The 16,434-nt window shown below is 52.7% G+C and carries 18 protein-coding genes; 9 read left to right on the top strand and 9 right to left on the bottom strand.

The annotated features are described in order from the left end of the window. Positions 1-21 precede the first annotated feature (21 nt). The 5 genes from hflD to rluE all read right to left on the bottom strand — a co-directional run bounded on the left by hflD (position 22) and on the right by rluE (position 3,289). On the bottom strand, positions 22-648 hold the full coding sequence (gene hflD / locus AC1RKG_RS00205) for a high frequency lysogenization protein HflD (RefSeq protein ID WP_020826477.1): 627 nt from the start codon (positions 646-648) through the stop codon (positions 22-24). 2 nt (positions 649-650) lie between these two features. Continuing rightward, positions 651-1,754 (bottom strand): tRNA 2-thiouridine(34) synthase MnmA, encoded by a 1,104-nt coding sequence (gene mnmA, locus AC1RKG_RS00210; RefSeq protein WP_041415331.1) that lies wholly within the window; start codon positions 1,752-1,754, stop codon positions 651-653. A gap of 95 nt (positions 1,755-1,849) precedes the next feature. Next, positions 1,850-2,296, bottom strand: a complete 447-nt coding sequence (locus tag AC1RKG_RS00215) for an NUDIX hydrolase (protein ID WP_048760698.1) — start codon at positions 2,294-2,296, stop codon at positions 1,850-1,852. 9 nt (positions 2,297-2,305) lie between these two features. Further along, positions 2,306-2,641, bottom strand: a complete 336-nt coding sequence (locus tag AC1RKG_RS00220) for a lysozyme inhibitor LprI family protein (protein ID WP_493181645.1) — start codon at positions 2,639-2,641, stop codon at positions 2,306-2,308. 21 nt (positions 2,642-2,662) lie between these two features. Beyond that, complete coding sequence (gene rluE, locus AC1RKG_RS00225) at positions 2,663-3,289, bottom strand: 23S rRNA pseudouridine(2457) synthase RluE (protein WP_122078727.1); 627 nt, start codon at positions 3,287-3,289, stop codon at positions 2,663-2,665. A gap of 132 nt (positions 3,290-3,421) precedes the next feature. Between rluE and icd the strand changes: the two genes are divergently transcribed. Continuing rightward, on the top strand, positions 3,422-4,675 hold the full coding sequence (gene icd, locus AC1RKG_RS00230) for an NADP-dependent isocitrate dehydrogenase (protein WP_012006449.1): 1,254 nt from the start codon (positions 3,422-3,424) through the stop codon (positions 4,673-4,675). Between the two features lie 62 nt (positions 4,676-4,737). Here the strand turns inward: icd and AC1RKG_RS00235 are convergent, their stop codons facing one another. From AC1RKG_RS00235 to AC1RKG_RS00245, 3 genes are all read right to left on the bottom strand, one after another. Then, positions 4,738-5,658: a GNAT family protein gene (locus tag AC1RKG_RS00235; RefSeq protein ID WP_122078833.1), complete on the bottom strand. Its 921-nt coding sequence runs from the start codon at positions 5,656-5,658 to the stop codon at positions 4,738-4,740. A 289-nt stretch (positions 5,659-5,947) separates the two neighbouring features. Further along, entirely contained in the window at positions 5,948-7,069 is a 1,122-nt protein-coding gene (locus AC1RKG_RS00240) for an AI-2E family transporter (RefSeq protein ID WP_020826483.1), read from the bottom strand. Between the two features lie 198 nt (positions 7,070-7,267). After that, positions 7,268-8,479, bottom strand: a complete 1,212-nt coding sequence (locus AC1RKG_RS00245) for an MFS transporter (RefSeq protein WP_493181647.1) — start codon at positions 8,477-8,479, stop codon at positions 7,268-7,270. A gap of 672 nt (positions 8,480-9,151) precedes the next feature. Here AC1RKG_RS00245 and AC1RKG_RS00250 point away from each other — a divergent pair. The 7 genes from AC1RKG_RS00250 to AC1RKG_RS00280 all read left to right on the top strand — a co-directional run bounded on the left by AC1RKG_RS00250 (position 9,152) and on the right by AC1RKG_RS00280 (position 15,056). Beyond that, the gene (locus AC1RKG_RS00250) at positions 9,152-9,568 is read left to right on the top strand and encodes a DUF2000 domain-containing protein (protein WP_020826487.1); all 417 of its coding nucleotides are present in this window, start codon (positions 9,152-9,154) and stop codon (positions 9,566-9,568) included. Positions 9,569-9,680: 112 nt separating this feature from the next. Beyond that, positions 9,681-10,718, top strand: coding sequence for a LacI family DNA-binding transcriptional regulator (locus AC1RKG_RS00255; RefSeq protein ID WP_128864298.1), 1,038 nt, complete (start codon positions 9,681-9,683; stop codon positions 10,716-10,718). Between the two features lie 208 nt (positions 10,719-10,926). Continuing rightward, positions 10,927-11,850 (top strand): TIM barrel protein, encoded by a 924-nt coding sequence (locus AC1RKG_RS00260; RefSeq protein WP_493181650.1) that lies wholly within the window; start codon positions 10,927-10,929, stop codon positions 11,848-11,850. A gap of 14 nt (positions 11,851-11,864) precedes the next feature. Further along, entirely contained in the window at positions 11,865-13,037 is a 1,173-nt protein-coding gene (locus AC1RKG_RS00265) for a Gfo/Idh/MocA family protein (protein WP_493181652.1), read from the top strand. 145 nt (positions 13,038-13,182) lie between these two features. After that, positions 13,183-13,392, top strand: coding sequence for a hypothetical protein (locus AC1RKG_RS00270; protein WP_020826491.1), 210 nt, complete (start codon positions 13,183-13,185; stop codon positions 13,390-13,392). A 148-nt stretch (positions 13,393-13,540) separates the two neighbouring features. Continuing rightward, a complete protein-coding gene (locus AC1RKG_RS00275; RefSeq protein WP_493181654.1) occupies positions 13,541-14,284 on the top strand; it encodes a DUF3658 domain-containing protein in 744 nt (247 codons plus the stop codon). A 127-nt stretch (positions 14,285-14,411) separates the two neighbouring features. Then, positions 14,412-15,056 carry a Qnr family pentapeptide repeat protein gene (locus AC1RKG_RS00280; protein ID WP_409325890.1) on the top strand — a complete coding sequence of 215 codons (645 nt, stop codon included), beginning with the start codon at positions 14,412-14,414 and terminating at the stop codon, positions 15,054-15,056. Positions 15,057-15,069: 13 nt separating this feature from the next. On the opposite strand, the gene AC1RKG_RS00285 is transcribed toward AC1RKG_RS00280, so the two are convergent. Then, entirely contained in the window at positions 15,070-15,468 is a 399-nt protein-coding gene (locus tag AC1RKG_RS00285) for a hypothetical protein (RefSeq protein WP_187962756.1), read from the bottom strand. A 493-nt stretch (positions 15,469-15,961) separates the two neighbouring features. Here AC1RKG_RS00285 and cspE point away from each other — a divergent pair, with 493 nt between their 5' ends. Then, positions 15,962-16,174 carry a transcription antiterminator/RNA stability regulator CspE gene (gene cspE / locus AC1RKG_RS00290; protein ID WP_020826494.1) on the top strand — a complete coding sequence of 71 codons (213 nt, stop codon included), beginning with the start codon at positions 15,962-15,964 and terminating at the stop codon, positions 16,172-16,174. Positions 16,175-16,434 lie beyond the last annotated feature (260 nt).

The raw sequence follows: 16,434 nt of genomic DNA on the forward strand, positions 1-16,434 counted from the left end.
GGTAGCAACTCCTGGGATCGATTAACAATGAGCAACGATATTTTGCGCCTGTTTAAACAGACGATTACGGGAAAACATTAACTGCAGGCGGCTGCCGCCAACCTGTTGCCACAGTACGGCGGCACGGATGCCGGCCAGCAGCGTGGCACGAACCTTGGCCTGCACCTGCGGATTCTGCAGAATGGCCGGCGAGCCGGTCACCTGGATGCGCGGCCCGAGCGGGCTGACCACGTCGACATAAATGCCGGCCAGCGCGCTGATAATGGTGTCTGATTCCAGATCAAAATGCGCCAGTTGGCGCTCAAGCTGGCCGAGACGTTCGCCAAGCTGGTTCATCGCCTGTTTGTTGGCGTTGAGCTTGCGCTCCAGCACCATCAGGCTGATGGTGTAGCGGGTCAGTTCGGCACCCAACCCTTTATTGTTGGCGTTGAGCACGCTCATCAGCGTCTCGAGGCCGACTTTCAAATTGCGCTCTTCCCCGCCGAACACCGCCAGCGTGGAAGAGGGGTCCATCTGCAGCAGGCTGTTCAGCGAAGTATGGAAAGCTTCACGGTCGCATTGGCCTTCGTGCGCCAACTGCTGAACCATAAGCGCCGCCTGGCTGATTCCAGCCATGGCCAGCGTAATGTCATAATAATTCTTCGCCACGATTACTCCTGTAAACGCTGTTCGATAATGCCGCCACCGAGGCAGATTTCATCCTGATAGAACACGGCAGACTGGCCTGGGGTCACGGCAGCGACCGGCTCGTCGAAACGCACTTCAATACGCTCTTCGTCAAGCGGGGTAACGGTGCACGGAATGTCCTGCTGGCGATAACGGGTTTTTACCGTACAGCGGAAGGGGCCGCTCAGCGGCAGGCGATCGACCCAATGCAGCTGCTGCGCTACCAGACCGACGGACATCAGGCGCGGATGCTCATGCCCCTGGGCAACCACCAGCACGTTGTTGGCGACGTCTTTGTCCACCACGTACCACGGATCTTCACTGCTGTCCTTCATACCACCGATGCCGAGCCCTTTACGCTGGCCCAGGGTGTGGTACATCAGGCCCTGATGTTCACCGACGGTCTGGCCGTCAACGCTGACAATCGGGCCCGGCTGTGCAGGCAGGTAGCGGCCAAGGAAGTCGCGGAACTTGCGTTCGCCGATAAAGCAGATGCCAGTGGAGTCTTTTTTCTTGGCGGTGACCAGATCCAGCTGTTCGGCGATGCGGCGCACCTCCGGTTTTTCCAGCTCACCGACCGGGAACAGGCTTTGCGCAACCTGCTCGTGGCTCAGGGTGTAGAGGAAATAGCTTTGGTCTTTATTGCCGTCGACACCGCGCAGCAGGCGGCTTTTGCCGTCAACGTCCTGGCGGCGCACGTAGTGGCCTGTGGCGATAAAATCGGCCCCCAGATCTTCGGCGGCGAATTCCAGGAAGGCTTTGAATTTGATTTCTTTATTGCACAGGATGTCCGGGTTCGGCGTGCGGCCGGCCTTGTACTCTTCCAGGAACAGTTCAAAGACGTTGTCCCAGTACTCTGCCGCGAAGTTCACCGTGTGCAGTTCGATGCCGAGTTTGTCGCATACCGCCTGTGCATCGGCCAAATCGGTCGCTGCGGAGCAGTACTCTTCATCATCGTCTTCTTCCCAGTTCTTCATAAACAGCCCAGCGACCTGATAGCCCTGTTGCTGTAACAGATAGGCAGTAACGGAAGAGTCGACGCCGCCGGACATACCGACGATTACTTTTTTCTGGCTGTTGTCTGACATGGGGATCTCACGAACTTGAACACGAACCGTGCTGATAAAAAACAAGCGCAGGATTTTACCACGTTGCCTGCGCCGGCGCACGGCACTTATTCATCTCAGAACGGCCAGTTATAGCTGCTGACCAGCGATAGCGGGTAACGTTCCGGCTGTTGGTAACAACGAAGGCTTTCCGCGACCAGTGCGGATCGCAGGTTAGGGGCCTGCAAAATCTCGTCGGCGCTCAGCCACAGACAGCGGTCGATATCGCTGTCGTGCGGTTCGGTCGGCAACTGCTGTTCGAGCTCGATGACAAAGCAGAAGCGCAGAAACGGCGTATTGTCCGGTGCGATCCACTGGTGCAGCTTGAGGAATGACTGTGGCGTGGCGCGGATGCCGGTTTCTTCCCACAGCTCGCGCTCGGCGGCCTGCACCAGCGTTTCGTCGGCTTCAAGGTGCCCGGCCGGCTGATTCCAGAGCGCCTTGTTATTAATCGTCTCTTCGACGATCAAAAACTTGCCGGCGGCGTGAACCACGCAGGCAACGGTAACGTGCGGTTTAAACATAAAGGTCCCTTACAGCGGCTTATTGATATGCTGATAGATGTCATCCAGTTCGGTAATACGGGCCTGATAGCTGCCTGAGAGACAACTGACGTCGCTGCCGCACAATTTCCGCTGCGCCAGCCAGCGCTGTTGCTGGTCTTGCATCTCACCGCGCACTCCCATGGCGAACAGGCCATGTAAAAACTGGTACTTGGTCGCCATTTCCACGTCTTTGTCACTCAGCGTACGGCTGGCGCAGATGGCCTTTTCGTCGGCGCTGACGGCTTTGGCGCAATCAAAACTGGCGGCCTGAACGACAGGAACCGAAAGCAGGGCGGTGAACAGTAGCGTGGTTAATGTTTTCATCGTTGCTGCTCCTTGGGCTGGTTACAGTGAGTCCAGGGTTTTCCATTCACCGGGCTGCAATTCGCCCAATGAAAGATTACCCATACTGTAGCGAATCAGCCGCAGGGTAGGAAAGCCGATGTGTGCAGTCATGCGACGCACCTGGCGATTTCGGCCTTCATAAAGGGTGACTTTCAGCCAGGCGGTGGGGATTGATTTGCGTTCGCGAATGGGCGGATTGCGCGGCCACAGCCATTGCGGTTCTGCGACCAGCTCAACGCCTGCCGGCAACGTCGGGCCGTCTTTGAGCGTGACGCCGTTGCGCAAGGGGGCCAGATCGCTTTCCTGCGGGGCGCCTTCGACCTGCACGTAATAGACTTTTCCGGTACGTTTGCCCGGCTGGGTGAGTTGCGCCTGCAGCTTGCCGTCATTGGTTAGCACCAATAAACCTTCGCTGTCACGATCCAAACGTCCGGCGGCGTAAACATCGGGAAATGGAATGAATTCTTTCAGGGTGGTGCGGCCGGCTTCATCGGTAAATTGCGGCAGCACATCGAACGGCTTATTGAATAACACCACGCGACGCGGCCCCTGTGCGACTGCGGGTTTGGCGGGAGCAGGCTTGCTGAATCGTTTAACTTTGTGATTTTTAACAGAGAATTTTTTCATAACAGTTGAGATTACGGATGATAGGCGCATTATAACCGAATCCGTTTCGGATTGGCGCGGACTGAAAATTCCAGTAGTATCTACACGCATCTTACAAAGCATTAACAAAAATTGCGCTTGAAGGAGAGGTTGATGGAAAGCAAAGTAGTTGTTCCGGCAGAAGGTAAAAAGATTACGGTCGATGCCCAGGGTAAACTGGTTGTTCCGAATAACCCGATCATTCCGTTTATCGAAGGCGACGGCATTGGCGTTGACGTTACCCCTGCTATGATTCACGTGGTTGATGCAGCAGTGAAAAAGGCCTACCACGGCGAACGTAAAATCTCCTGGATGGAAATCTACACCGGCGAAAAATCCACTCACGTTTACGGGAAAGACGTGTGGCTGCCGGAAGAAACCCTGGATCTGATCCGTGACTACCGCGTTGCCATCAAAGGCCCGCTGACTACCCCAGTCGGTGGCGGTATTCGCTCCCTGAACGTGGCCCTGCGCCAGCAACTGGACCTGTACGTGTGTCTGCGTCCGGTGCGTTACTACCAGGGCACTCCAAGCCCGGTTAAACAGCCAGAGCTGACCGACATGGTGATCTTCCGCGAAAACGCCGAAGACATCTACGCAGGTATCGAGTGGAAAGCCGGTTCTGCAGAAGCAGACAAAGTGATCAAGTTCCTGCGCGACGAAATGGGCGTGAAAAAAATCCGCTTCCCAGAGCAATGTGGTATCGGCGTGAAGCCATGTTCTGAAGAAGGGACTAAACGTCTGGTACGTGCGGCGATCGAATACGCTATCACCAACGACCGCGACTCTGTGACCCTGGTTCACAAAGGCAACATCATGAAGTTCACCGAAGGTGCCTTCAAGGATTGGGGCTACGAACTGGCGCGCGAAGAGTTTGGTGGCGAACTGATCGACGGCGGTCCATGGCTGAAAATCAAGAACCCGAACACTGGTAAAGAGATCGTGGTTAAAGACGTGATCGCCGACGCCTTCCTGCAGCAAATCCTGTTGCGTCCGGCTGAATACGACGTGATCGCCTGTATGAACCTGAACGGTGACTACATCTCCGACGCCCTGGCCGCGCAGGTTGGCGGTATCGGTATCGCACCTGGTGCCAACATCGGTTCCGATTGCGCGCTGTTCGAAGCCACCCACGGTACTGCACCTAAGTATGCCGGCCAGGACAAAGTGAACCCAGGTTCCATCATCCTGTCTGCAGAAATGATGCTGCGTCACATGGGCTGGTTCGAAGCGGCTGACCTGATTGTTAAGGGCATGGAAGGCGCAATCGCTGCCAAGACCGTGACCTATGACTTCGAACGCCTGATGGAAGGCGCTAAGCTGCTGAAATGTTCAGAGTTTGGCGACGCTATCGTTAAACACATGTAATGGTGTTTTAGCGTTAAATGATAACGGGAGCCTAATGGTTCCCGTTTTTTATGGATGGTAATTTAAAGGGATAACACCCGGCCAAGCGGATCCTGATAACACCAACGGTCTTTATAACCCGCGGTCGGTTTGCCAAACGAGTAACGCATGGTTTTTCCCACGGCCTCGCACAGCTCATAAGCGGATTTGACATTTAGCCAGGTGACGATGGTCCCTGGGCAGAATGAGTCATGACGCTGGTCATATCCGCCATTAACATAATCAAAATTAATCCATTTAGGGCTTTCTGCTTTGGTTATGAGCTGAAATGCGCACGGCTCTCCGGCTAGAAATAAAATATGGCCAAAGAGAAATTGCCGCAAGGAGGTAAACATATCTACGGTTTCTAGAAAATGGCTCGGCCGGTGCCCCCAGCGTTTTTCAAACAGATCGAAGTATATTGTGATGAGCTCCTGTGGGGGAAAATGACTTTGGTCGAAAATTTCACCACCGGCCTTGATAAATTTGTTTAGTTCTCTTTTTCTGCTGTTTTTCGTCGATGAAGAGAATCCGTCTTTACCACAACCTTTTGCCAGGCAAACAGCGCGATGACTGTTTAGCTTGAAGCTTGAGTTTAGAACATTTCTTCTATTTAAAGAGGAGAGTATTTTCGTTTTAAAGGGCAATGCAATTCTGAGCTTAGGATGAAATGGGAGCGTTATTTCATCTTTGTTGAACTGATAATGCCCGAGCTTTATCGCTTTCGCCGTCTTGCCATCACAGGCAAAGTTGCTGTTTCGCCAAGAGCAAAATGCACCCAGTAAAGTACCATTGCTATTTCTCTTGATAGAGTAGTGCGGGCGGCAATCGAGCCTGCTATGCAGGAAGGCCAATACTTCGGGGTGAGTGATAAAATTCCCGCCATATAAATCAAAACATTTCTTGTAGTCGGCTGCCGTGCCTGGCTTCCATCCAGAAGCTAAATTTGTTAATTTTTTTATCATAATGTTGTGAATTTTTATTTTTCAGGAAATAGAGTATAAATGAATTACCCACTCAAAATGAAGGGTTAATGCATTGATTGCTGGGTATGAGTATTTAATCGCAGGCAACGGCCTAACGGATTCTGTAAATGACAGAATAGAAAGTTGCATCGTTTATGACTTATTAATTAATGCTAAGGTAAACGGAGCGATCGCCCAGGGAAGGGATATGAAGAGATAAAAAAACGGGAACCCCATGGTTCCCGTTTTGCGTTGCAGTTTCTAATGCCCTTTAACAGAGAATACTTTTTCACTCCGCCTTGGTGGCGTCTGGGTGATTCTTGCCTTCCTCGATAAAATCTTCGTCGATCTCATCGGTGGTTTCTGCACTGTCGCGGCCGGAAAGAATATTCCAGCAGGCGATGAACAGGGCGGCGATCAATGGGCCGATAACGAAGCCGTTGATACCGTAAATCTCCATGCCGCCCAGGGTTGAAATCAGGATCAGGTAGTCCGGCATTTTGGTGTCTTTGCCGACCAACAGCGGGCGAAGAATATTGTCGACCAATCCGATGATCACCACGAAGAAACCGACCAGGAACAGGCCTTTCCACAGCATGCCGGTGGCGAAGAAATAGATGGCTGCCGGTACCCAGATAATGGCGGAACCCACCGCAGGGATGATGGACAGGAATGCCATCAACGCGCCCCACAGCAGGCTGCCGTCGATCCCGGTGAAGTAAAATGCCAGACCGCCAAGCGCACCTTGCACCACGGCCACGACCACCGTGCCTTTTACCGTCGCGCGCGACACGGCAGCGAATTTCACAAACAAATGGTGTTTAACGTGCTGGGATAACGGCAGGGCTTCGAGCGTCAGATTGACCAGGTATGGGCCGTCTTTGAGCAGGAAGAACAGCAGATACAGCATGACGCCAAAACCCACGGCGAAGTTGAAGGTGCCTTTACCAATCAAAAAGACGCTGCCGGCCAGGTATTGGCCGCCCTTGAGTGCCACTTCGGAAAGCTGTTTCTGTATTTCCGCGGCGCTGTCCAGATTATGCTCCGCCAGAAAATGCCGTGCCCATCCGGGGAGCAATTTCAGGGTGTCGGCAACAATAACCGGGAACTGCGTGTTATTGGTCTGCAGCTTGGTGTAAACGACGTTCAGTTCAATCGCCAATGAAGAAGCGATGATCGCCAATGGCGTAAAGACGATCAAACAGATCACCGCGAGCGTTATCAATGAAACCAGGCCGTTTCGGTCTCCCAGATACTGTTTAAGTTTTTGTTTCACAGGGTGGAAAATCACCGCCAGGATGATAGCCCACAGCACAGATGAGTAGTAGGGACCCAAGACGTCCATAAAAGCAGCGGTAACGATAAAAAGGATCAGAAGAAAGAATCCCTTTGAAATACCTTTAGACATCATACCCGTCCCTCAGATGATAGATTTTGCCGGTGGATCTCGGTATTCACCGGCATTGACACTTCTTGAAGAATAAACCCTATCATCACAAACGGTTAACAGGTAGCGGATTTTATCGGTGAACAGTTAATAGAATTTACTAATAGTGCCTCATGTTATGAGGACATTAAGCTGATGAGGTGGTGGCAGGGCATGCATTGCCTAGGCTCTGGTTTTCGATGCGAGCGCCAGTGCCAGGATACTGCCCAACAGCGCGGCGGCCAGCACCATACCCGCGGGAGCGGACCAACCGGCATAGGCGACAAGCGCACTCAGTACGATGGGGCCGATCACCTGACCGAGATAAATGCCTTGCATCACCAGCCCCAGGCTCAACGGGATCAAACCCGGTTCTGGCGCCGCCGCCGGAGTGGCGGCCAGAATGGTGGCGGGCATCATGCCGCCAATGGCGCTAAACACTAAGCACAGTGGGATCAGTAAAGCGTTTGGTGTAACGGACAGGAAAACGCCGGTACCGGCAAGCCCCATCAGCAGGCTGACAACGGCCAGCAGATTTCGAGCCCGCAGGCCGCGCGAAAGCAGTACCCCAGCGGCAAGATTGCCGAGGATATTGACGGCTATCACCGCCGCGCTGATCCCACCGGCGACAGCCAGCGTCAGCCCTATACGCTGCATCAGGAAAATCGGCAGAAAGGCCATCACGGCGAAGAACTGCAGGTTATAGGTAGTAAATATCAAGGCCAGCAGCAGGGGCTGCCGTGCGCGCAGGATGCTGACCAACGCCTGACGCAGTTTCAAGGCAACAGCGGAAGACGTGGTGACACCGGCTCGCGGAGTGGTGAGTGGCAGCAGCAGCGCGGCCAGCAGGGTGAGGATACCGCCAGCGATCCAGCTTTGTTGCCAGTTGCTAAAATGCGGGCCGAAAAACAGCGAAATGGCCATGCCCGCCGGCATAAAGGTGCTCCAAATACTGAAGACCAGATTACGTTTTTGCGCTGAAACCACGCGTGTGAGCACGGTTGGCGCTGAGACCACGACGATAACGAAGCCTATCCCTTCAATCGCGCGGGTGACGATCAAACCGATGAAGTTGTGTTGAGCCGCGCCAACGAAGCTGGCTATGCTGACGATCACCAATCCCAGCCCCAACAAACGCCGGTCGCCCCAACGGCGCACCAACAGGCCGGCGGCGATGCCACCGAACACGCCGATAAAGGGAAAGGCCGAAATGATCCAGCTGAGCGACTCCAGCGAACGGCCGAATTCGCGTTGCAGCTCCGGTAAGGCAATAGTCGCTTTACCCACGTGCAGGGCAACGGCAATACCGGCGAGCACCACATTGGCGATAGCCGGCCAGTGAGTGGTCGGGGTATCGAGGGTTGCGTTCAGCGTTTCAGGTTTGATGGCGGACATGGCGGTCTCCAGCGACGACAAAGACCAGACTATGCGCCTGGGTGCGACTAGTGGCAGTTCAATTATTGCTCTGTTTTTTGGCGCAACCGCATATTTCGAGCTTAATTGCGCAATCGCACTGGAAACGTTGGTACACCATCGCAGAGCCGCTGTTTATCGGGGCACGTCTTTAAGCCGGGGAATGGCCTTGGCTTAGGTACTGCGTATAAGAAGATGTCGATAGTATTTCCGCATCAGATGGATTGATATCTGGCTCCATATAAAGACGGGGATCGTGACTGTGACCAGGATCTGCAGCAAACGCCCCATTTCGCCCTCGACATGTGGGTAAATAAAATGGGATACGTGAAGAAATAGCCAAATCAACGCGATGTAGATCATCAAACCAGCCCAGCCCTCCCAATGGCGAAAAGTTCTAAAATAGGCATCGCGGTAATTACGATTGCGTATCCTGCGGGGTAGTGTCTGCAGCTCTGGGATTTGGCGTCGCGACCAATATATTTTCATGGCAACCTCCTGTTGCTAAGATGCATATGATATTCATTCGCAACAATGTCTGCAATCTGCCTGGCTACGACTTGGCCGCTTGGGAAGTAGCTTGCCAATGATCAATATCATTGAAGGCGATTGCGCGTCTGAATAACACTGGAGCCCCTATTCAAGGAGAAAAAGATGTACAGCGACAACGAGAAAAAGTTCTATATCATCCTGAACCGCAACCACGAACCGGCCACCTTATTTAACGCTTCCTGCCATTTAACCGCCGGCATTACCGATCTGATCGAACAGCGTGAATTCGACCATTATCCCAGCGCTATTGAAGGCGTAAGCGCCAATATGAGTCATTATCCGATCGTGATCCTGCAGGCGAAAAACAGCAGCCAGCTCAGCAATCTGATGCTCAAATGCAAGGAGGAAGGGGTGTTAGCCAACTTCTTTACCACCACCATGCTGTCCCATTCCGCTGAACAGCAAATTGCCGATACCGCCAATACCGAGTATGACAAGCTGGAATTCGTTGGGGTGGCGCTGTACGGGGATAGCGAACAACTTAAGCCGCTGACGAAGAAATTCTCCGTTTACCGTTGAGGCTTCCCTCCGCGCTGGGTGATTAACGCGCCCGATCACACAAACTCCGCATCGGCTTTCTTTCAACCTGCCTGCCATGATAGTTTCTATCAAAACAGTGATGGGAATGATTATGGCGGGCAAAAAAACGACGCTGGCAGCTATCGCCAGAGAGGCGCACGTCGGTGTCGCGACGGTCGATCGAGTGATCAACCAACGCGCGCCGGTGCGGCCGGAAACGGAGCGTAAAGTCATAGCCGCGGCACAAAAGCTGGGGTTTGCGCTGGAGAAATCCCACCGGCTGTTTGAAGCCGCCAGACAGCCTGCCGTGCGCCTCAAAATGGGTTTTATCCTGCTAAAAAAGGAGCATTCATTCTACTCGCAGCTGGCGGAAAGCTTGCTGGAGCAGGCTATGCCTTATCACGATCGCGAGAGTCCGCCGCAATTTATTTTTCATGATATTAGCGCGGTCAGCGACACCGCCGCCGCCATTACGCAGTTAAGCCAGAGCGTGGATGTTATCGGGGTGTTGGCGCTGGATAATCCGATGATCCGCTATGCGGTTGAAGAAGCCACTCGCCAGGGCGTGAAGGTGTTCACGCTGCTGTCCGATCTGTCGGTACACTGCCGCGCCGGTTATATCGGGTTGGATAATCAGCAGGCCGGCCGTACGGCCGCCTGGGCAGTGGAGCGCCTGTGCCGGCGGCAGGGCGAAGTGGGGGTGATCATCGGTGACAACCGCTTTCAGTGTCAGGAAACCTGTGAAAGCAGCTTCCGTTCTTATCTGCGTGAGCATTTAAGTACGCAGCGGGTGCTTGAGCCGGTCCGCAGTCATGAACAGGCCGAAAGTGCCAGGCAAGTGACTCATACTCTGCTGGAGCAGCATCCGAACCTGGTCGCTCTGTATGCCCCCTGCGGCGGCGTGGAGGGAATCATTGCCGCATTGCGCGAGAGCGGCAGGCAGCATGAGGTCATGCTGATTTGCCATGGCCCGGTTGAGGGGGGCGAGATGGCGTTGATTGACGGCACTTTGGACCTGATGTTGAGGCACAGGATCCAGGAATTCGCCGCCTCGATCGTCAACACCTTTATTTCTGCCGCCAGCGGCGACGCTTCCGGTTTTACCCACTGCATCAACCGTTTTGATCTGATCACCAAAGAAAATATCTGATTATCGGCTCCCGGCATGGGAGCCAATTCCCTCGCTAAAAATATTGCACTCCCGTGAAGTCACGGCCTGCCTATATTTGATAGAAAAACATCATTTTATCTATCAAAAATAACGCGATCGCCATCAAAAAATGAAAATTCCATCATTGTCCGTTTCGAAATTTTCGTTTGATACTGGCGCTACACAACACCAAGAGACGGACTGAAAAATGACTTTGCCTATTGCCAACGCTCCCTGCAGCTGGGGAGTGGATGATCCTAAAAATCCTGACCTACCGCCTTATAGCAAAGTGCTGCAGGAAGCGAGCGCAGCAGGTTATCACAGCATTGAATTGGGACCCTGGAGCTATCTGCCCACCGATGCCGCAACTCTGACCGCAGAGTTGCAACGGCATTCGTTGTCGCTGGTGGGGGGCACCATTTTTGATGATTTGGTCAGCGAGCATAACTTCGAGCACATACTGGCACTGACCCACAACATATGCCGCAACCTCTCGCAGGCGCCCCAGGCGCAACCCATTTGCGAAGGCCATTTTTCACCGCCGTATCTGGTGATTATCGACTTCGGCAATCCGCAGCGGGCCAGGTTTGCCGGGCAATCAATGCTGGCACCGCGGCTGGATACAGCCGATTGGAACCGCATGATCGGCCATATTATTGCCGTTAGCGAGATTGCCTGGCAGGAATATGGGGTACGACCGGTGGTACACCCGCACGCCGGAGGTTGTATTGAGTTCGCTGATGAAATCGAACTGCTGGCCGCGCAGATCTCGCACCACACTGCGGGGTTGTGTCTGGATACCGGACATCTGTACTACTCCGGCATGGATCCGCTCACCTGGCTCGAGCGCTACTTCTCCCGGATTGATTATCTGCATTTCAAAGACGTTAACCCGCAGGTGTTCCGCAATGTGTTGGAGCGTGGTTTGGATTTCTTTACCGCCTGCGCGCAAGGGGTTATGTGCCCGCTGGGGAAGGGAGCGATTGATTACCCTGCCGTGCGCGACTTATTGGCTGCGCGCGGCTATCAGGGGTGGATCACCATTGAGCAGGAACGGGATCCGCGTCAGGCGCAAGGCAGCCTGCGCGACGTAACGGATAGCCTTACTTATTTACGCAGCGTCGGTTTTTAATCAGGAGCAACGAGATGATTAACGGTATTAAACCTCTGGAAAGATCTCTGCGGTGGGGCATGGTCGGCGGCGGGGGTACCAGTCAGATCGGTTATATCCATCGTTCTGCGGCATTGCGCGACGGCACTTTCACCCTACTGGCCGGCGCGTTTGATATTGACGCATCGCGCGGGCGCAGCTTTGGGCAAAGCCTGGGCGTGGCAGCGGAGCGCTGTTATCCGGATTACGCCACGTTATTCCGTGAAGAAGCCGCCAGGGCGGACGGCATAGAGGCGGTTTCCATCGCTACGCCAAACAATACCCATTTCGCTATTTGCCAGGCGGCGCTGGAAGCCGGCCTGCACGTGGTGTGCGAAAAACCCCTGTGTTTCACCACGCAGGAAGCGCAAGCACTGGTGGAACTGAGCCAAAGGCAGCATAAAATTATCGGTGTTACCTACGGCTATGCCGGGCATCAACTGATCCTTCAGGCGCGTCAGATGATTGCCGATGGCCAACTGGGTGAGATCCGTATCATCAACATGCAGTTCTCTCACGGGTTCCATGCCGCGCCGGTGGAACTGGACAATCCCAGCACGCGTTGGCGGGTGGACCCGCGTTTTGTCGGCCCCAGCTATGTATTGGGTGATTTAGCCACCCACCCGTTATTCCTGGCGGAAACCATGGTGCCGCAGTTGAAGATCAAACGGTTGATGTGCAGCCGTCAGAGCTTTGTCAAAACTCGTGCGCCGCTGGAAGACAATGCCTATGTACTGATGGAGTACGATAATGGCGCTGTCGGTTCAATGTGGTGTTCGGCAGTTAACAGCGGTTCTATGCATGGCCAAAAGGTGCGTATTGTGGGGGAAAAGGCCAGCCTGGAATGGTGGGACGAACAGCCTAACCAACTGCGCTTTGAAGTGCAGGGCGAGCCGGTACGTATTCTGGAGCGTGGTATGTCCTACCTCGATCCTATGGCATTGGCGGAGGATCGCATCGGCGGCGGTCATTCCGAAGGGCTGTTCGAAGCCTGGTCGAATCTTTACCGGCGCTTTGCGTTGGCGATGGACGCCACCGACCGGCGAGACGAGGCGTTTCTAGCTGGTTTTTGGTACCCCAACGTGCATGCCGGCGCGATGGGGGTACGCTGGGTGGAAAACTGCGTGCGCTCCGCCGATGCCGGTGCCAGTTGGGTGGCGTTCCGCTAATCATCTCGACTAATGTATTTTTCTGCCATATCGATGTACCGGCAACTTATCCTCAGCGGCAATGGGGGATTCTGTGGTTCGCTTCATTAGATAAAACTTTAAATTCTGTTAAGTTACTTATTAGCGTAATCACAAGGAGAGAACGATGTTAGAGCAATATTACCCGGCCACCATGAGTTCCAAACCTATCACGGACGAACAGCATAAAAGGCTGGTGGCAGTGCAAGCGGCACTGGAGTTGATCAAGGCGACGCTGTCTGACACTAACGACGGCAACGGCGTAGACTTCCAGCTTAAGGCCGCTGAAAAGCACGTTGGCCCGTTGGCCGATGCCATTCAGGAAGCGCTGAAGTAAATCTTTATGCTTATCATCAACCGCCCAAGGGCGGTTTTTTTATGTCGCTTAAACGCAAAAAATCAGATTATTTGCCTGGTGATGCAGGGGGAAAGGGGGCAAAATTCAGCTCAGGATTGACTTAAGCAATAGCGAAGGAGAAGCATTGATGAAGGATGTGCATATCGCACTGTCGGGTGGCTGCGTGCGGTTAGCCTACCCGGGAGAAAACGTACTGGATTTTGCCGATAGCCTATCGTTTGGGCCGCTGTATGGGCTGGATGATGATCAGGCCCTGCAAACCCGATGCCGCTGGTTGCGCGATCTGCACCAATCTGTTCATGCTCCCGAGTGGGATACCTCTGAAGCGCTGCCGCTGGCGATGACCACGTTAAAAACGCAACTCGCTGCTGTAACCGGGCAGGTGACGTTGTGGGCTGGTACTAATCCCGACGAGCAACTGATGCTGCGCGCACTGTTGCCGTTGCTGGGGGAACGTCGCGTTTTTGTGGTTAACGTAACCGAACACACCGGGCGGGTTGCCACCAACTGGTGCCCGGCAGAAATGCTGGAACCACTGTGGATCTTGCGGCGCGAGCTGTCTCCGAAAGAGAAAGCCAGGCTGATTGCCGATTGGCATCGCCTGTTGGCGGAAAACTCACTGGTACGGATTTTTGCGGAAAACCGCGTGCAGGGGCAGGCGCTCGATTTCCATGACCGTCCTTTGTTAGATGCATGCCCGAATGACTATACCCAGGGCTCACGGGTGGTCGGTGATGCGATGGTAAATTCACCTTATCCGGTGGGGGATACCTTTTTGAATTTCCGATTGTATGCCCTGATTGAACAAGGAGTGGTGCAGGCGCAGAACGCCAGCTTGAATATGAACCGGATCCAGGTCAAACAGGCTTAAAACTCACCTATCCCACGGGTTATTTTTTTGTGCTCAGAGGCAGATAAACCACGTTAAAGCGGTTTAATCTGTCATGTAAATAGGATTATACTGCGCCATTGACTGTACAAATAAACAGGTGAATGGAATGGCGCTGGCTCTGAAGGGTGAAAAGATTGCTCGTAACCGGTTTACCGGTGAGAAAGTCGAAAATGGCAGCTTTATTAACTGCGATTTCTCGGGCGCCGACCTGACCGGCACCGAATTTATCGACTGCCAGTTTTACGACCGCGAGAGCCAGCAGGGCGGTAACTTCAGCCGCGCCGTGCTCAAGGACGCCAGCTTCAAGAATTGCGATCTGTCGATGGCAGATTTTAGACATGCCAACGCTTTAGGCATCGAAATTCGTGAGTGCCGGGCTCAGGGCGCAGACTTCCGCGGTGCCAGCTTTATGAACATGATTACCTCGCGCACCTGGTTTTGCAGTGCCTACATCACCAAAAGCAACCTGAGTTACGCCAACTTTTCCAAAGTGGTGCTGGAAAAGTGTGAGCTGTGGGAAAATCGCTGGAACAGCGCGCAAATTCTCGGCGCGACCTTTAGCGGCTCAGATCTGTCCGGCGGCGAGTTTTCCTCCTTCGACTGGCGTGCTGCCAACTTTACCCATTGTGATCTGACCAACTCTGAACTGGGTGAGTTGGATCTGCGCGGAACCGATCTGCAGGGCGTGAAGTTGGACAGTTACCAGGTGTTCCAGCTAATGGAGCGCTTAGGCATTGCGGTTGTTGGCTAAAAGTAATGAATAGTTAGCGGGTGAGGGGCATAAGTGAGTTAATCACTTCGTCAGCATTGACTGGGATTTTTCGTGTTGTTGCCGGGATAGTGAATTCTGACTGTAGGGTATAATAGCGGGCATCGTTGTTGACCGGCGTGACAAAAATCGCCAGGTTATCGCTTGCCTGCATTACGCCCTCAGGTTCAAACAGTGCGAATAAAGGTGATGCGTGCGGAGCACGAGACGTGCACGCAGAAAACCAAAAACCGCTTTTGTAGGTAAATTGACACATCACCCTTTCACCTGCAATTTTGGTAATTTGCTTTTCCAGTAACGCGTTAGCTTTTGGCACATAGCTGGGAGGAGTGGGTTGACATCCTGTCAGGCTGAGGGCAAAAAATGCCAACGTAATTGATTTTTTGTGAATCATAACCATCCTGTGGCAATCATGCAGATAACTGCTATCAGTAAAGTACAATAATGATCCTAGCAATTGTTGTACTACGGTGTCGAGAGTTTATTGAGCGGTGATTTCTCCTATCAAATCATATCAGTGCGATAACCATTTCTTGACGGAGTGCGCTTGTTAACTCGTTGATTTATAGCAGCAAAAAGGCAAAACAAAGGGCACAAAAGCCGATCTTATATCGCGGTGTTCAGCCAATAGACACGGATAAAAAAACTTGCTGAATGATTCAATACAAAATATTCCTTGCTTAAATAATCTAGCTATGTGTAAATAGCGTCATCGGTTTGTAGTACAGACCTTATGAAAGCAGTTTTAGTAAAGCAGTTCTCAGTATTAGTGATATCCCATAGATAGCTCTTCTCCCGCGAATTTCCTTCTCTAGTGCCCAATAAGTTTCCAATAAAAACAGACCTCTATCGCCTTATGGCGTCTCAAAAATATAAAGGAAATATCTATGTCTAATAAAATGACTGGTTTGGTAAAATGGTTTGATGCAGGTAAAGGTTTTGGTTTTATCTCTCCGGAAGATGGCAGCAAAGACGTGTTCGTACACTTCTCCGCTATCCAAAGCAATGATTTCAAAACGCTTGATGAAGGTCAGCGCGTTGAGTTCACTGTCGAAAACGGTATGAAAGGCCCGTCTGCAGGCAACGTAGTCGTTTTATAATTTCAAGGTAATGCTTTATTTCTTGCGATAGCGATGATGGTTTAAGCCGGAGCAGATGAGAAATAAAATAATTGCCTGAATAAACTCCGGGATTACCCGGAGTTTATCTAAAATAATCAGCTTCACCATTTTCAATAACCGAAGTTATTGGCAACAGAAAAGAAGATTGGCACCGTAAAGTTATAAGTCCGATCCAGTCTATTTTTCTGTTGTGAAAAAGTTGTGCTTAGGCTGCGTAAGGTTGGAGTGTTCGATGGACG

This window comes from Serratia sp. GW822-FHT06D09 (assembly GCF_058799515.1).

Bases quoted from the DNA above. Each gene is read 5' to 3' on its own strand.
- AC1RKG_RS00250 (WP_020826487.1), top strand. From the start codon at position 9,152: ATGTACAGCGACAACGAGAAAAAGTTCTATATCATCCTGAACCGCAAC.
- AC1RKG_RS00245 (WP_493181647.1), bottom strand. From the start codon at position 8,479: ATGTCCGCCATCAAACCTGAAACGCTGAACGCAACCCTCGATACCCCG.
- AC1RKG_RS00215 (WP_048760698.1), bottom strand. From the start codon at position 2,296: ATGTTTAAACCGCACGTTACCGTTGCCTGCGTGGTTCACGCCGCCGGC.
- icd (WP_012006449.1), top strand. From the start codon at position 3,422: ATGGAAAGCAAAGTAGTTGTTCCGGCAGAAGGTAAAAAGATTACGGTC.
- AC1RKG_RS00285 (WP_187962756.1), bottom strand. From the start codon at position 15,468: ATGATTCACAAAAAATCAATTACGTTGGCATTTTTTGCCCTCAGCCTG.
- AC1RKG_RS00235 (WP_122078833.1), bottom strand. From the start codon at position 5,658: ATGATAAAAAAATTAACAAATTTAGCTTCTGGATGGAAGCCAGGCACG.
- AC1RKG_RS00255 (WP_128864298.1), top strand. From the start codon at position 9,681: ATGGCGGGCAAAAAAACGACGCTGGCAGCTATCGCCAGAGAGGCGCAC.
- rluE (WP_122078727.1), bottom strand. From the start codon at position 3,289: ATGAAAAAATTCTCTGTTAAAAATCACAAAGTTAAACGATTCAGCAAG.
- cspE (WP_020826494.1), top strand. From the start codon at position 15,962: ATGTCTAATAAAATGACTGGTTTGGTAAAATGGTTTGATGCAGGTAAA.
- AC1RKG_RS00270 (WP_020826491.1), top strand. From the start codon at position 13,183: ATGTTAGAGCAATATTACCCGGCCACCATGAGTTCCAAACCTATCACG.
- mnmA (WP_041415331.1), bottom strand. From the start codon at position 1,754: ATGTCAGACAACAGCCAGAAAAAAGTAATCGTCGGTATGTCCGGCGGC.
- AC1RKG_RS00260 (WP_493181650.1), top strand. From the start codon at position 10,927: ATGACTTTGCCTATTGCCAACGCTCCCTGCAGCTGGGGAGTGGATGAT.
- AC1RKG_RS00240 (WP_020826483.1), bottom strand. From the start codon at position 7,069: ATGATGTCTAAAGGTATTTCAAAGGGATTCTTTCTTCTGATCCTTTTT.
- AC1RKG_RS00275 (WP_493181654.1), top strand. From the start codon at position 13,541: ATGAAGGATGTGCATATCGCACTGTCGGGTGGCTGCGTGCGGTTAGCC.
- AC1RKG_RS00220 (WP_493181645.1), bottom strand. From the start codon at position 2,641: ATGAAAACATTAACCACGCTACTGTTCACCGCCCTGCTTTCGGTTCCT.
- AC1RKG_RS00280 (WP_409325890.1), top strand. From the start codon at position 14,412: ATGGCGCTGGCTCTGAAGGGTGAAAAGATTGCTCGTAACCGGTTTACC.
- AC1RKG_RS00265 (WP_493181652.1), top strand. From the start codon at position 11,865: ATGATTAACGGTATTAAACCTCTGGAAAGATCTCTGCGGTGGGGCATG.